The sequence below is a fragment of the Arenibacter troitsensis genome, assembly GCF_900177645.1.
Lineage (GTDB): Bacteria > Bacteroidota > Bacteroidia > Flavobacteriales > Flavobacteriaceae > Arenibacter > Arenibacter troitsensis.
Genome location: NZ_FXAO01000002.1, coordinates 368,920 through 385,738 on the forward strand (window position 1 = coordinate 368,920; position 16,819 = coordinate 385,738).

Genomic DNA, 16,819 nt, shown 5'->3' on the forward strand with positions numbered 1-16,819 from the left:
AATATTTCTTACTCCCCAAAAGTTTAATACTAATTGCTTTTTTCCGGTTGGTATATTAATATCCATTCCGGGTTATCCTCATCCTTGCTTTTGGAAACACACCTAAAACCATTTTTCTCGTAGAAGGTTCTTAATCCCTCCTCCTCTATCGTTAGCCAATAAGATTGATCCGGAAATTGCACCTTTAGGTCGGAAAGCCATTTTGAACCTAAGGATTGACCACGATACTTCGGGTCGACAAATAAAAAACCAATATAATGAAAATTGGCGTCCACGTATTTTTGCCACTCCTCAACTTCAAAATCGGTCATATTTGGAGGGGCCGCGCGGAAAACAATTCCACCAGCGGTGATGTCCAAGGCCTCTTTAAATACATAGATACTCGCATTATCCTTGTAATCGTCCCAAACAGATTCAATTACATCTTGCCAATCATCTGGAAGAATATTAAAAAAACGGTGTCCGTCATGTCCTAAATTTATCAGTCCCATATAAAGTTATCTACTTGTACTAATACCAGCTGCTCTTTATAACAGTCCCCACGACCACAAGCGGTCAAAATCATCGGACCACCTATCACCTATGTCCGTTCTGTAATAAACATTATTAATAATGATATTACTTATCCTATTCTGCATCATTTTTTGGGCATCCTTCATAGTGAGGCCGGTTCCTGTAACCAACAAAGCTATACCCGTATTTCCGGTAATAAGCCATTCATCATTAATTTTCTTGAGATGCATGGGATGCACCCCATCTTTCATATCCTTTTTAAAAACGATAACAGAATCCTTGGAGAATAGTTCAAAGGTTTTTTTATCTTCGAAAGGAAAAGGGGGGACCACCATGTAGGCTCCAACCTGAAAACCTTTTCTAACATTGATCCTAAAACTTTCTCCGGAGGCCAACTTATAAAACATATTCCCCAACGGTTCCAATATTCCGGCACGTTGTATAAATATCTGTGGGTATCCAAATCTGGAAGTGAATTCCAAGGGATATATACCATTGCCGTTCACAATACAATTAATATCCAATTGACCTATAAAACCACCCTTGGCCAAAGAACTTTCAAACTTCTTTAAGGTCGCCTCAAAAATAGGCGAATCCTTGGTCCAGAACATACTTGATCCCATTTCCCCGGTGGATACTCCCAATTCTTTTGGAAAAAGCTTCTTATGCTCGAAGGTAATATTAATCGGATAAATAAACTCCTTCCCATTAAAATAGGCAGACGCGGACACCTCTACCCCTTTTACCTTGCGCTGCAATTGAAAATTTCCAAAATCATTGCCCCACGATTTCTCATATGCCTTTAAAACCCTAATTACATCCAATCCTTCGTCATCACTGCCAACAAACAATAATTGTTTGTATTCTTGGGTTTCTCCAGATGGCTTTATCACATAGGCATTTGGATTGGCCTTAACATAGTCGATAGCATCCTGAAAATTGAAAAACTCTTTGGATGGCAATATTTTTATGCCATGTTTCTTTAATTCTGCCTGTCCAAAATTACGGTCCAATTCCAAAAGATCGGAATATTCCGTACCCCCAACCACTAACTTACCTTGCGCCCTTAGTTCTGAACATATTTTACCATAACCCGTATAATCAAAAATAAGGACATCCGCCCAATCGATATAACTTTTCCAGTCTTTGGCCTTTTGCACAAAACCATAGCCTATTTCTCTGGATGCCTTATCCTCAATATACATTTTAACGGCGTGGCCTTCGTTCATAATGGCTACCGCCATATCCAATGTTTCTCCCCATCGTGATACGATCAAGAAATTGCGTTTAATTTCTATTTGGGCTTTTAATTTCTCCTTTTTCAATTTATTGGGATATATTTATTTTTTAAGAATTAGTTAGCAAATTTGTTTGAAAGCACAATGTACGAAGTAAAGTTTTCAAATGTAAAATAGACTGAAAACCAGCTATTTTCCCATTTAAAACAAAACAATTTTAATAAATATTCGTTAATGTAATTCGGCGTCCTATGTTGGGGACAGTAGAGCATAACCACGGTATGCCCAGATTGGAGTGTAGGTTTCAATATACCAAGCTAGTGCCCAATAGTGAATAATTTTGAAGCAAATATATGTGAAAATTAAATATCTAATAAAAATAAAGAGCAAAAAATTACAGTCAACTTAATACCCCTTTGCATCGTACATAGACCATAATTGATTTTGACCAATACCTGTCTTAAGCCTATTGATATACTTCATAAATATCAACTACTACAAATGTTCCAAATACTAATTAAGAAAAATTTTCTGGTAGACTATCTAGGAAACTTCGTAGACATCCACAATCATATCTTACCCGGACTCGATGACGGGGCTAAGGATATTTCGGACTCTTTGGCTATAATAAAGGGTTTTAATGAAATTGGCATTACGCATATAATAACCACTCCCCATGTAAATCAAAATTTCTACCCAAATACAACTGAAAGTATACGTACTGCATACAACCTGGTGCAGGATGAATTGTTGCATTTAGGCCTAAAGCACATTGCCTTGGAATCGTCCTCCGAATATATGATAGATTCAAATTTTGAAAATTTATTGGAACAAAAACTTATAGCCCCGATCCGCAATAAATTTTTATTGGTGGAAATGCCCTTTCTACAAATCCCGATCAACTTTGACCAAGCCACTTTTACAATAGCCACCAAGGGCTACAATCCAATATTGGCCCACCCAGAGCGCTACTTTTTTCTACATAGCAATTACAACAAATATGGAGAATTTAAATCCAAAGGGATTTCTCTACAATTAAATTTACTGTCTCTTGGTAATTATTACGGAAAGCAAGTGTCCAAAATTGCAAAAAAGCTTCTAATGGACGATTATATAGACTTTGCGGGTACGGATATACACAATGTTAATCAATTGAAGTTCCTAAAAGACATAAAACTATGCAATAGGACCTTAAATAAATTAATCCCAATTCTAAATAGGAATGTGGAAACATTCTATTAAATTTTTTAAAGAAAACCGTCCAAAATAATCTGGACATCGCTTCTGTTTGTAGTTAAAAACATAATGTTGATTAAGGTTATTCATTAATAACAATTATTAAAATCCTACCTTTGCCAGAAATTAAAATTCATGTTTTATTTTTTTCAGAAGAAAAAATTCTTAGTTGACTCCCTTGAAAATTTTATAGACATACACAATCACATTCTACCAGGAATAGATGATGGTGCCAAAACTGTTGAAGACTCCATTAATCTTATTAAAGGGTTTGCTGATTTTGGGGTTACTACTTTTATTGCCACGCCGCACATTATACACAACTACTACCCCAACAATCCGAAAACGATCAACGATTCCCTTTTAGTACTAAAAAGCGAGTTGTCAAAGCAGAATATGAATAATGTTTCAATACAGGCTGCAGCGGAACATATGATAGATGCTAACTTTGAGTCACTCCTAGAAAAGGAATCTGTAATGCCAATAAACAAAGGTTATTTGTTAGTAGAAATGTCTTACCTACAGCCTTCGATAAATTTCAAGGATGCCATACAATCAATTTCGGAGCATAGTTTTTTTCCCATATTGGCGCATCCAGAACGTTATATTTACTTGCACAATAACTTTGCAAAATATAAAAAATATAAAAAGCAGGGTATTCTATTTCAAATGAATCTGTTATCCTTAAGTGATTATTACGGCAAGGATGTACAAAAAATGGCCGTTAGGTTGATAAATGAAGGATTAATTGATTTTGTGGCCTCGGATATTCACAATTTACAGCAACTTACCATGTTACAGAATATGAAGATAACGGATAAATTACTTACTCGCATATTACCTTTGATTGAAAATACCAATATTAATTTTGATTAAGACACTATAGTTAACTTTCTCGTCTAGCTATCCAAATAAATTAGATGTGTCCCTTATTATCCTTTTACACATCCAAGCCATTTAATAACCATTAAGGAAGACTACTACTTTATACTTTGTTCTCTTAATATAAGCAATTTCATTTTTCTTTCTGTTTTCCTATTATAATCTCCTTACATTAATAAAAAAAGGGAATAGACATATACATGAATATTCCCTTTAATAAAACTAAGATTCCTTTAATTTTTCACAAGGAGCCTCACAGGCAATTCTTCATTACCGTCTAAAACCAATGTGATGTAATATACGCCATCCGTCAAAGAATAGATTGGTATAACATAGTGACCATCTATTAATACAGGGTTGGAAATCACATTAATATATTTCCCAGTTGAATCGTGGAGGTACATTTCACGTACCAATTGACTACCAGGCGCATTGAATATAAAGACGTTAGCTGTTTCCTTTGCTGGATTGGGAGCTATAACTGCTTTCATTTTTTCCTCAACCTCAGGTTCTGTAACAGTTATTGTAACAAATTCCGTATCTGTTAAGAAACCATCAGATACCGTTAATTCAACCCTATAGATACCAGGCTCTTCAAAAACATGAACTGGGTCGGCCGTCGAACTGGTAGGAGTTCCATCTTTAAAATCCCATAAATACGAGGTTACTTCTTCATCATCCATAGAATTACTTCCCGTAAAATTCACGGTTAACGGTGCAGGCCCTGATTCTACATTTGCACTTGCAACAGCTATTGGAGCTCCGTTGACAGGGCCAAGCGTTACATTCCAAGTAAAGGAAACCATAGTAGACTCCTCAGGAGTGCCGTCATCCGTTACCGTTATCTCTACCGTGAAAGGACTATTGGTCGCTGCGCCAGTGGCGATAGTACCACTAATAAGTCCCGTGGCCGTATCTATGGACAGTCCAGTGGGAAGATTCATAGCCGAATAGGTCAAACCGTTATTTTCTGGATCTGTAGCTACAACCTGTAGTGATACTGTGTTACCCACAAGATGGTTCTGTGCCCCGGGATTGGTGACCACAGGAGCCTGGTTAACAGGATCCACCGTTACGTTCCAGGTAAAGGAGACCATGGCAGATTCCGCTGGGGTACCGTCATCGGATACAGTTACCTCTACAGTATAAGGGCTGTTTGCTTCTGCTCCGGTAGCGATGGTTCCGCTAATAAGTCCAGTAGCGCTATCTATGCCAAGGCCGGTTGGAAGCCCAGTGGCCGAATAGCTCAAGCCATCGTCCTCAGGGTCCGTGGCCGAAACCTGTAGGGAGACTTCTTCGCCTTCAATGCTGTTCTGTACCCCGGGATTGGTGACCACTGGTGCCTGGTTAGCAGGATCTACGGTAACGTTCCAAGTAAAGGAGACCATGGCGGATTCCACTGGGTCGCCATCATCGGTTACCGTTACCTCTACCATATAAGGACTGTTTGTTGTAGCACCGGCAGCGATAGTTCCACTAATAAGTCCGGTGGCTGTATCTATACCAAGACCTGTAGGAAGTCCAACGGCAGAATAGCTCATGCCATCGTCCTCAAGGTCCGTGGCCGAAACCTGTAGGGAGACCACTTCGCCTTCAATGCTGTTCAGTACCCCGGGATTGGTGACCACTGGTGCCTGGTTAACGGGATTCACCGTTACGTTCCAAGTAAAGGAGACCATGGCGGATTCCACTGGGTCGCCATCATCGGTTACTGTTACCTCTACCGTATAAGGACTGTTTGTTGTAGCACCGGCAGCGATGGTTCCACTAATAAGTCCAGTGGCAGTATCTATACCAAGACCTGTAGGAAGTCCAACGGCAGAATAGCTCATGCCATCGCCCTCAGGGTCCGTGGCAGAAACTTGCAGGGAGACCACTTCGCCTTCAATGCTGTTCTGTTCACCTGGATTTGTGACTACTGGTGCCTGATTAACAGGATCCACAGTTACATTCCAAGTAAAGGAGACCATGGCGGATTCCGTTGGGTCGCCATCATCGGTTACCGTTACCTCTACCGTATAAGGACTGTTTGCCGTAGCACCGGCAGCAATGGTTCCGCTAATAAGTCCAGTGGCTGTATCTATACCAAGACCTGTAGGAAGTCCGGTGGCCGAATAGCTCATGCCATCGTCCTCAGGGTCCGTGGCAGAAACTTGTAGGGAGACCACTTCTCCCTCAATGCTGTCCTGTTCACCTGGATTTGTGACTACTGGTGCCTGATTGGCAGGTGCATTAACTGTTATTGTTAAAGTGGTAGAATTCGAAAGAACCCCGTCACTAACGGTTAATTCTACTTCATATGTGCCAGGGGTATTAAATATATGTACAGGATCTGCAATGGTCTCTGTTGGAGTCCCATCCTTAAAGTCCCACAAATATCCTGTTACTCCTATATCATCGGTTGAATTACTTCCTGTAAAATTCACGGTTAAGGGCGCATCACCAGAAGTGATATCAGCTTCTAATACTGCTACAGGAACTTGATTTCCTGACTCACCAATATTCCACACAAATTCAAGAAGTGTAGATTGAGACGGTACACAATCATCGGTAACCGTAACCTCTACATTATAAGGACTATTGTCAGCAGCACCATTGCTACCACCTCCTTGTGAAGATTCAGGAGCATTAAATAATTGGGTTGTAGTATAATTTTGATCTACTTTATGCAAGGTAGCCCTATCAATAATATGCCCATCGGACCTAGACGATATTTCCATTGTATAAGTACCAGGGTTATCAAATTGTACAAAAACAAAATGTGCGTCATTGTCACTGGTTTTTGTATCCCAATTCCAAGCCAGGGTATTGGTATATATTTTAAACCACCCGTTCGAAGTTGCTCCATTGACAACTGGTGTTTTACCAACTCCTCCAGGATATGCGATGTTTGCCGTTCCTGCTGCATTCGTGGCTCCGAAAAAATCATCTGCATCATTAAAACGTAACCATGCGTCGTTATGCTCTGTTGTCGGGTTGGAAGCTGCAGTAATTCCAATTTTATTGTGCCATTGAAATCTGTATAGTCCGGGAGTTGAAATATTAATCTGGGTCGAAATAGTTCCATTACCAGGAGTATTAAAACTGTCTACTGTATTAAATAAATAACCTGTTCCTTTAAAGCCAGTATCAGTCGATTGTTCGGTCCAATTGTTTCCAAAATTCAGATTTTCCATTTCTATTACCACCAAACCATTACTTTCCTCATAGGCACCACTACCTCCACCACCAGCAGAAACGGTACCAGAAATTAAACCCGTATTTGCATCTATAGTTAAACCCTCAGGTAATCCTGTTGCACTATAGATTACATCTGTACAAGATCCACTGGCGTCAATTTGTAAAGAGACAATTTCTCCCTCAACATTGTTTTGGGTTCCCGGATCGGTAACCGCAGGAGCTTGCTCTGTGTTGGACAAATTGATTTCTTTAGAAGCATTATTTCCATAATTGATGGTTAATATTGCGCTTCTGTTAGCTCCTGTACCATTAAGAGTAATTTGAATTGGATGTGTAGTATTGGGATTCAGCAACTGATTGGTTAACTCACCGGATACAATGCTAAAATCAGCCGCATTGGGACCGGATAGTACCATTGAAGTTACGATTACCCCCACATTTCCATTTTCTATATCCAAATCAATAGATTCGGTTGCTCCATCTGCAATCAATAAACCTCCCAGGGCATTAACCTCACTAGCTACACTTGGACTACCGACAGGCGCATCTTCACCAAAATACTCCATATTCTTTTGGTTTCCACCACCTTGTACGGGTGAACCGGCCAAAATAAAGATTCCGTTTCCGGAAACAATAGCTTGCGTACCATGTCTAGGTGAATTTAACCCGGGTAGTGTACTCCAAGATTGGGATAAAGGATCATACTCTTCCACAGTGGTTAAAGAGGGACCTGCATTTTCACTTTCTCCGCCAATTACCATTAATTTATCGTTAAACTTAACCGCTGAAGAACCACCTCTTGGCGTTGGTATATTCTGACCGGCGGGTAAGGTACTCCAACTTTGGGCGGCAAAATCATATACATCCACCTCAGGAATAGTAGGTGCAAATGTTCCTCCAGCTCCGCCTGAAAGACGCCCCCCTGAAACATATAGCTTATCTCCAATAACCACTGCAGCAAAATGATCTCTTGCTCTTGGCGCATCGGCCAAAGCCGTCCATACTCCTGTAGCTGGATCAAATTCATCGAAGTAGGGTACATAGCCACCATTATGTCCTTGTGTGTTACCGGCCACAACGTAAAACTTATTATTGTGCAGAACCAAACCTGCAGATCCCCTTCTCCTATTGGTAGGAATTTGAGGGCCTTGAATCCATTCTTCATTTGCCGGATCAAATGCCCATACATATTCAGCTGGCGTTTCGGTAGGAAAGGCATTATCCTTAAAAGAGCCTATTACCCAAATTAATCCTTGGTACTCAGTGGCTTGGAAATGATTAAACTCAAATGGAGCCGAATTAACCAAAGATGTCCAGGAGTTTGCAGTATAATTGTAAACATCAATGGTTTTGGCACTCTCCCTTCCTCCCATTAGATAGAATTTATCACCTGCCTGTACAAACGAATTCTCGTGTCTTGCAGTGTAAGTCTCATCTTCATTTTTATTGATCCATGTTGAAGCTATGGTCCATGAAAACACTTTACTTGAAGGAGCCGAACCTGGTTTGGTTACGGTTACTACTACCTGGTGTACCCCATTATTATTAGGGCCGCCACTAGAAGCTATTGGATCAATAGTACCTGTAATTTGACCACTGATTGAGTTTATGCTAATCCCTTCAGGTTGACCCGAAATAAAATAAGTTATATCTTCACTTGGATCCCCCCCGCTGGCCGAAGCTGTAATATTCACAACTTCGTTAATATCATTGGACTGATTAGTAATAGCCGATAAAGTTAAAACTGGATTTGTTGTATCTACCTCATATATTTCTATTCCACTAACTATTGGATTCTCAGCAATTCCATGCAAAAACAAAATGTTTAATTCTCCATCGCTCAGAGTAACAGGAAAGGAAAGCATTGCAGCAACATTGTGCCCAAACTCTGCAATTAGATCGAGATCATCTTTTACTATAGCTCCTTCCAAAGAAATATCGAATATTCTATCCCCAACCTGATTAGCCAACTCATAACTATTTCCTAAATAAAGATTTACAATATAATCTCCATTTTCCAGTGGAAATTTGAATTCCATTTCGGCTCCGCCAGCTGCATCATAGCGCTCCCTCCCAAAAATGCTGTTGAACGTGGTGTTATCTATATAGGCCGGCACAGAACTATGTCTTAGATTATATGGTAAACTTGCATTAATAGAATAACCGGTATTTACAGAATACATACTTGATGCATATGCCCCATTGGTATTATTAAACTTCCAATCCACCCCATTGTCTGTAGCGGTGACATCGTTACCACCAACATTGACCCTATAGGAAGTAGCATCAAATATGATCCATTCAAAGGAAATGCTTACCGCATCATTGGTTAAACCATCACTATCATCAACGGTTATTGTTACATTATATGGGCTATTCACCTCCGCACCAATTGCCACTGTTCCTCCAATTTGTCCATTGGTGGGCTCAATAACCAATCCTGGCGGAAGTCCTTGTGCTGAGTACTGTTTGTTCCCATCTCCACCATAAGCTGTAACCCCAAAACTCCCTATCAACTGCTCTCCAGTACTGGTTTTTTGACCAGCAATAGGATTTACGTAAATGGGGGTTTCCGAATCGGAGGCATCTAGAATTTCAATTCCATTAATCATAGGATTTTCAATACTACCATGAACAAATGAGATATCAATTGTACCATCGGTTACTTTAATCACATGACTTATTACCGCACCAACTTGGTGCCCATAGGTCCCAGACAGATCTATATCGTTCAAGGCAGGATACGTAATCCCTTCCATTTGAACATCAAACAAGCGTTGTCCTGCGGCAGAAGTTCCTGACCAGCCATTCCCCATATAAAGTCTTACTTCATAGTTACCAGGTTGCCCAACAGGAAATGAATACGTCATATTGGGTGCGCCTGCAACATTATCTGCCCTTTCCGTACTAAAAATGGATGCTGGCGTTGTAGCAGGAACACTTGGCCCACTATTAACAGTAAAAGCAAAGGCTAAATTGCTACCAGCAACAGCAAGATTGGTGGAATTGTTGGCTGGAGTATCCTGTTCCCAAACAATACCTCCGTCAATGGCGGCTATTTCAGGTCCACCAGCATTCACCCTATATAATACAATTGGAGCATCAGTAACAGTTACTGTAAAGGTCTGTTCCACAAAATTGGTATCGCCATCAGTTGCACGTATCGTTATATCAGACACTGCCGTAGCTCCAGGATATGACAAGGTCAATTCATTAGCATTGATAACTGCACCTATATTCGTATTGGTATTGCCCTGAACAGTATAGGTAAGGTTGGCCGTTCCGCCATCGTCATTGAAAAAATTATCCAAAGTTAATACCTCATCGGCAGAATTGATCATTCTATCCAAATTTGGAATACTATTTACTATAAAAGGATTACTGTCCAAGACATTAAGGAAATCCCAAGTCCCCTGTAATTCTACTCCGGTTGCATTGGATGTACCTATTAGTCCAACAGCCACATCGGTCGAGGCTTGTTGCAAAGCTGTCAACAAATTACCAGCTGCCGTTATAGTTCCTAAAGTAGTACGTGGTGCAACGCCTACTAGTGTATACTCGCAAACCACTTCCCCATTTGCTGGATTAACCACAAAATAGAACACAACACCATTAGGGCGATCTTGAACCGGAACCACAACATCCAAAGAAGGCTGCGGTACATCGTTAATTTCTTGTTGAGCGGTTATTCCATTCTTGGTAATAACTATTTTAATATAGTTACTTTGAGTACCATCTCCCATAAAAATACCAAGCTCCCCATTAGGTGAAGCAGTATTTCCATATAACTGTAACGGATCGTTAAAATTGGCTAAACTACTAGCTACAGTAAATATGGCACTAGTTTGCTCTACCTGTACACCATACTGAAATCCTTTTTCCTGAGTATTGGTAGCTCCCAAAGCGGTTCCAGCAGTCATATTCATAGTCATTGCTCCAATGGCTCCTCCTAAAATATCATTTGGATTGGGGTCATTTGGATCATCTTTTCTATCTATCCAATTTAACCAATTGGGATTGGCATCTCCATTATTCATTAAACCGGTCATTCCAAGTCCCAAATATCCGCCTAGGCTGGTATCTGAAAATAGCTCATTAATAACGGGTATGGCAAATGCATCACTGCCACCAGTAATGGGGTCTCCCAATTGAAATGGGTCTTGAGCATCCAAAATACCGTCATTGTCATCATCCAAGTCATTAAGATCCGAAATATACGGAGCACCTGCATTTTTATCAAAATCATTTGGCTGCGAACCACCATTACAAGGATCGCTGCCATTTTGTTCCTCATCCTGATTGGTATAGCCATCGTTGTCGTAGTCCGCATTGGCATCATATCCAGGTTCTCCTGGTGCTATACAATTCACTAGGTCGGCAGGTTCCAATACAACAATTTTGGAAATTGTGTTACCATTTCCTCCACTTCCAGTGTATATGCCTATCCAAATAGTTCCTGGAAAAGGATCCGAGTCCCCGTTACAACTCACCCCAAGTGCATTACCCCCTAAATTAGAAGCAAAAACTGGAGTCAATGTTTCCAAGCTTCCATCGGGATTAAGTTCCACCCTCCTCAACTGGCTAAAATTAGTACCGGCGAGCAGATCTCCTTGCATGGCTCCACCAAAATTGGTAGCTGTATATTCATCTATACCATTGGTGTTGGTACCCCAAATAGTTACTATATCATCAACTGGACCATCTGGATTGGCAATTCCCGGACCTCTCCAATCTCCTTCTACCGGATTGGCTGAAGGCACTGGCGGCCAATTGGCCGGAAGTCCTATACTTGCATCAGTGGTAGACCCTGGTGTAGATCCATCAGGATCATATATTAGTGTTCTAAAAACAGCACCTGCATTACTTGTGGCGTTTGGAGTGGTATACAATCCAGCTCCATTGGGATTGGCCCTAACCGGGTTAGGATGCCCTCCGTAATAACTACCAAAAACATAATTTTGAATATCTGTAGTAATCAACTGAAGGTGATCCTCATTATTGATCTGTTCACCACCTGATTGTGACGAACTTCCAGGTTCCCCTGGAACATAGTTATTGGTCACAAAAGCCGTACCTTCATTCTCGGGGAAACCGCCCCATCCTCCGTTGGCCCCATTATCGGTAACATATACGGCCCCACTCTCTGTAATTACTAAATCATAGGCATTTCTATACCCCGGGGAAAAAATTTGAACAGGACCATTGGGTACAATCATGGCCTGATTAAGACCATCATTCCCACCGAAAGGATCATTAACATCTATCCCATTGTACCCAGGAGCATTGGGATCCGTAATGCCATTTGCATTGGCACGTGTTGGATCGTCCAAGGTAGGTATATCATATATGAAGTTACGACCGTTGTCATTCTGGATAGGCAAAGCTTCCAGCATATCCAGATTTATGGATAAAATAGCCCCAGATAGAGCGTATTCCATTGCATAATTAAAATTAATGGAGGGACTTCCACCATTGGTATGCCCTCCTTGAGCCACAATTAAATAGTCGATGCCACTAACTGTAACGAATTCCAACCCGTTGGTAGCATGATTTTCCTCGGATCGTGGCAGTCCCCTAACTATATCGACCACATCCCATGTAGACCCGTTCCAAGAAAACCGGGTAATAACTCCAGAGTTCGTATCGAGACCAGTATCACCAGAACCACCATTAGTCCCTCCGCCAATCCTAAAATCACTGGAAGTAGCATAAATAATTGGATTTGAAGAAGTTCCTGTAACCGTGATACCAGTGGTTTGCCTTAAGGTTGAGGAATCCGGGGAGCCATCATCATTATGATTTTGAATTCCATTTATTCCAGTGATAACTTCAGTATTTATAACCTTATAATCACTTGGTCCATTCCTTTCGATGGTGAGTGCCTTGATGGTACCAGAATACTCGGCAAAATACAAACGTCCATCTGGACCAAACTTCAAGGAGGTGGTGACCAATGCATTGCCATTTCCGTTAAAATCCAAGTTGCTCTGGGAAAAATTAACCTGCGCATTTATCAGATTAAACCCTAGGATGAACAAGCAAACAAAGATAAATGAAAGCGTTTTAGAGTAATTGTGTTTCATATTTATGCAGTTAAAAAACATTCTAATTTCAAACCGCATTGGGCGGTCTATTAAGATACAAAAAACAAATATAAAGTAATAACAATCGTGAGGGAAAATACCCTAATCTTATTCGTTTAAACCCGAATGTTCATCGACAAAATACAGGCACAAAAAATATAAACATCCGGAACCTTCCCCTGAGCCCAACAAAAGGCATAGCTATATCCTAAGAACAGAAAAATACTACTTGCCAATGATTATAGCTCTTCCCAGGATTTCAACGGAAAGGCATTGTAGAAATTCCTGGCAAAATTTGGCTTTAACCAAAAAAAAGGGAAGGCGTTTTTGCCTTCCCTTTTTTACATCATAAAAGTCCATATTTAACTTGATGAATATGCTATTACAATTCCATTTTGTTATACCAATCCATTAGACTTCGGAAGCAAAGTTTAAACTAAAAAAATCGCAAGTTCCAAAGCATATAACTATTAAAATTTCCACCACTTTTTCTGACTTTTTCCATAGCCATAACCGTACTTCCCGCCATACCCTAAATTGGAAACTTTCACATCATTCACAACAAAGGACAGCCCCTTTATCTTTCCATCTTCCTGTAATTTCATGGGATACTGTACAGCCTTCTTTTCCGTAACACCTGCTCTTGTAACATAAATAAGATGGTTGGCATAATCACTTATCAATAAAGTATCCGTAACCACCATAAGGGGTGCGGTATCCACAATTACATAATCGTATTTCTCGGAAATTTCCTCAAAGAGTTCTTTAATGCGTTTGCTCATTAACAATTCTGCAGGGTTGGGAGGTATTCTGCCTGAATATATAACATCCATGGTATCATTAAAAACCAGCATAGGATTAATGATATCCTTAACCTCCAAAGTATTATCATAAAGATACTCAGTGAGACCCACATCCTTTTTTCTATTTTTAACGGGCATTTTATTTATTTCACTTCCAGTAAAAAAAGAATACAATTTAGGATTACGAACATCAGCTCCCAACAACAGAACCTTTTTATCTGTACTAGCCATGGTCATAGCTAAATTAGTGGAAAGAAATGACTTTCCTTCACCTGGAACACTAGAGGTGACAAAAATAATATTATTCTTTCCGTTTTCTGCGCTTTTTGTCTTGATCAAATAATCCAGATTGGTCCTAATAATCCTCAAGGATTCAGCCAGAACGGAGCGGTCTTCTTTAACAATTACCTTTTGCTCTTTCTTGGAAAGTCGGGGTAATTCCCCTAATACAGGAATGCTACTGGACACCTTTTCCAAACTATGCATATTATTCACTTTATTATCCAATAGATTTCTCACATAAATAACAGAAAAAGGAATTAAGCCTCCAATTAATAAAAAGGCCAAATAAACAATTTTTCTTTTCGGTGAAATTGGTAACGGACTGGGATTATATGCGTAATCTATTATCTTGGATTTAGGAGCAGTAGAAGCCACGGCGATCTGCGCTTCCTCCCTTTTTTGCAATAGGTATAGATACAGTTGTTCCGTTGTTTCCTGCTTTCTAGTTATATCCCTTAAAGCCCTCTCATTTTTTGGAGCGGAATAAATCTTAGAATTAAAGATGGCCTGCTGATTGCTCAAAGCATTCACCTGCAAGCCCAAGTTATCAACAGTACTGCTTAAACTGGACTGCATATTTCTTTTTAAACCACGGATCTGTTGGTCCAGGTTAACAATAACCGGGTTTTTTTCGTTGGAACTTTTCAATAATCGGTTTCGTTCCAAAACCAATTCGTTATACTTGGAGGTAGTACTGTTAATGGTTGGGTCTGTTAAGCCCACATTTCCAGGAAGCACTTCGAAACTATCCTGTTGCTCCACAATATCTTTCATGGACGCGGCAATGTTAAGCTGGGTCCGCATATTGGCCAGTTCCTGCTGATTGGCAACCCCCACATTTAAATTAATGTTGGCTTCCGAAGCAATGTCCGTAACCCCTTTACCCGTCTTAAAATCCTCGGCTGTCTGATCAACAGAGGAAAGGTTGGTATAAATCTCCGCAATCCTATCATCAATAAAATTAGAAGTCCTATCGGCTATTTTTCTTTTATCATCAATGGCATTTTTATTATAAACCCTAATGAGTTCATTCAAGATTTGCACTGCCTTTTCCTTAATCGGATCCTGCAAGGAAATACTGAGGATGTTAGACATTTGTTCGTAAGTACTAATACTTATTTTGTCCCTGTAATTTTGGGCTACCACGGTCACAGGATCCACCACCACTTTAATTCTGGCCTCCTTAAAACGATCAAAATTTTCCATATTGGGGGTTACCACAATATCCCCAATTGGGGTAGGAATATTAGTCCCAAACGACAATACCTTCAACGGCATATCCTCTTCTTCCGCATAACCAAAGGAGGTAGTAGAGGAAAGTTGAAGATAGAACTCGAAACTGGATTTGTTAATAATAGAATCGGCAGCAATAAAATTAATCTTTACCGGCGGATTGGTATACAATTCAGTATCTATTATATTCCCTTGGGCCATAATCTTTGTATTTAACCCCAAGGTTTTGACCACTTCAATAAAATTAGATCTGGAATTGATTAATTCAATCTCATCGGCAACCTGTTTATTACTTCCAGACAGCAACTCTAAATCCTGAAACAGACCAAGACCCGCCCCAGAGCTATTTTCATCAAGAATTTGGATTTTGGCTTCTGCAATATACTCCGGTGTTGTATACCTCAAATAAAGAACGGCAGTTGTTAAAGCAACGATGCCCGAAAATACAAACCATTTCCAATGCTTGGTATACGCACTTATAATTTCATTAATGTCGAAATTTTCTATAGTATTAATTTTAGAGTCTATGCTCATGAGGCAAGGAGAAATATTTTGTTTGTGATTAATTTCTAGTTATAAAAAGTATGGTAGAGGTGATCACCAGCGACGCCAAAGAAATGGCTATAGTAGCCCTATTGTCCAAACTGGATGCAGTAACCGCAGATTGATTGGGCTCCACATAAACTACATCGTTCTGGGTCAAATAGTACACAGGGGAATTCATAGCCTCCTTTTGGGTAAGATCTAGACGGGTATATACTTTGGTTCCGTCAAAATCCCGAATTACCATCACATTTTTCCGCATCCCCTTAATAGTTAAATCCCCCGCTAAGCCCAACGCCTCTAATATGGTAATTCGTTCACCACTTACAGGATAGGTACCTGGTCTTTGAACCTCTCCCAAAATTGTTACCGTAAAATTAACCAACCTAATATTTATTATAGGATCCTTTAAATAGTCCTTTAATCTTTCACTCAAAAGAAGTCTCACTTCTTCTGGTGACAACCCGGATATTTTCAATTTTCCAATCACTGGAAAATTTATATTGCCTTCCTGATCGATTAAATAATCTACTTGTTCTGGCCGTATTCCTCCCTCCGAGGCACCCCTAAATAAATTAAAGGGAACACTGGCCTCATTGTCCAGAGTAGAAACATTGATACTGACAAGGTCATCTACCTTAAACTTTGGGGTAAAACTGTTCTTGTCCACTAGCGTTTCAAAATTACTGGCATTCTGAAAGTAGACTACCTCCTTTTTTGAGGCACAGGAAGAAAGCAGTAATGCAAAAATTATTAAAAGATTAAATAAGCCAAAATATTCTTTTTTCATGAAACCAAGTATAAAGGAATTGATAATAAAATTTCT

General features: G+C 39.9%; 7 protein-coding genes. 2 read left to right on the forward strand and 5 right to left on the reverse strand.

The genetic code is table 11. The features are described 5' to 3' along the window. Positions 1–29: 29 nt before the first annotated feature. The gene (locus B9Y87_RS06255) at positions 30–491 is read right to left on the reverse strand and encodes a GNAT family N-acetyltransferase (RefSeq protein ID WP_085497241.1); all 462 of its coding nucleotides are present in this window, start codon (positions 489–491) and stop codon (positions 30–32) included. Positions 492–527: 36 nt separating this feature from the next. Continuing rightward, positions 528–1,838 carry a phosphoribosylamine--glycine ligase gene (locus B9Y87_RS06260; RefSeq protein ID WP_245808661.1) on the reverse strand — a complete coding sequence of 437 codons (1,311 nt, stop codon included), beginning with the start codon at positions 1,836–1,838 and terminating at the stop codon, positions 528–530. A 414-nt stretch (positions 1,839–2,252) separates the two neighbouring features. Here B9Y87_RS06260 and B9Y87_RS06265 point away from each other — a divergent pair, with 414 nt between their 5' ends. Further along, positions 2,253–2,993, forward strand: a complete 741-nt coding sequence (locus B9Y87_RS06265) for a tyrosine-protein phosphatase (protein ID WP_085497243.1) — start codon at positions 2,253–2,255, stop codon at positions 2,991–2,993. Between the two features lie 129 nt (positions 2,994–3,122). Further along, positions 3,123–3,863: a tyrosine-protein phosphatase gene (locus B9Y87_RS06270; protein WP_085497245.1), complete on the forward strand. Its 741-nt coding sequence runs from the start codon at positions 3,123–3,125 to the stop codon at positions 3,861–3,863. Between the two features lie 239 nt (positions 3,864–4,102). Here the strand turns inward: B9Y87_RS06270 and B9Y87_RS22355 are convergent, their stop codons facing one another. From B9Y87_RS22355 to B9Y87_RS06285, 3 genes are all read right to left on the reverse strand, one after another. Beyond that, a complete protein-coding gene (locus B9Y87_RS22355; RefSeq protein WP_085497246.1) occupies positions 4,103–13,132 on the reverse strand; it encodes a putative Ig domain-containing protein in 9,030 nt (3,009 codons plus the stop codon). Between the two features lie 470 nt (positions 13,133–13,602). After that, positions 13,603–15,984: a GumC family protein gene (locus B9Y87_RS06280; RefSeq protein ID WP_085497248.1), complete on the reverse strand. Its 2,382-nt coding sequence runs from the start codon at positions 15,982–15,984 to the stop codon at positions 13,603–13,605. A 28-nt stretch (positions 15,985–16,012) separates the two neighbouring features. Then, positions 16,013–16,783, reverse strand: coding sequence for a polysaccharide biosynthesis/export family protein (locus B9Y87_RS06285; protein WP_085497250.1), 771 nt, complete (start codon positions 16,781–16,783; stop codon positions 16,013–16,015). Between the last annotated feature and the right edge of the window lie 36 nt (positions 16,784–16,819).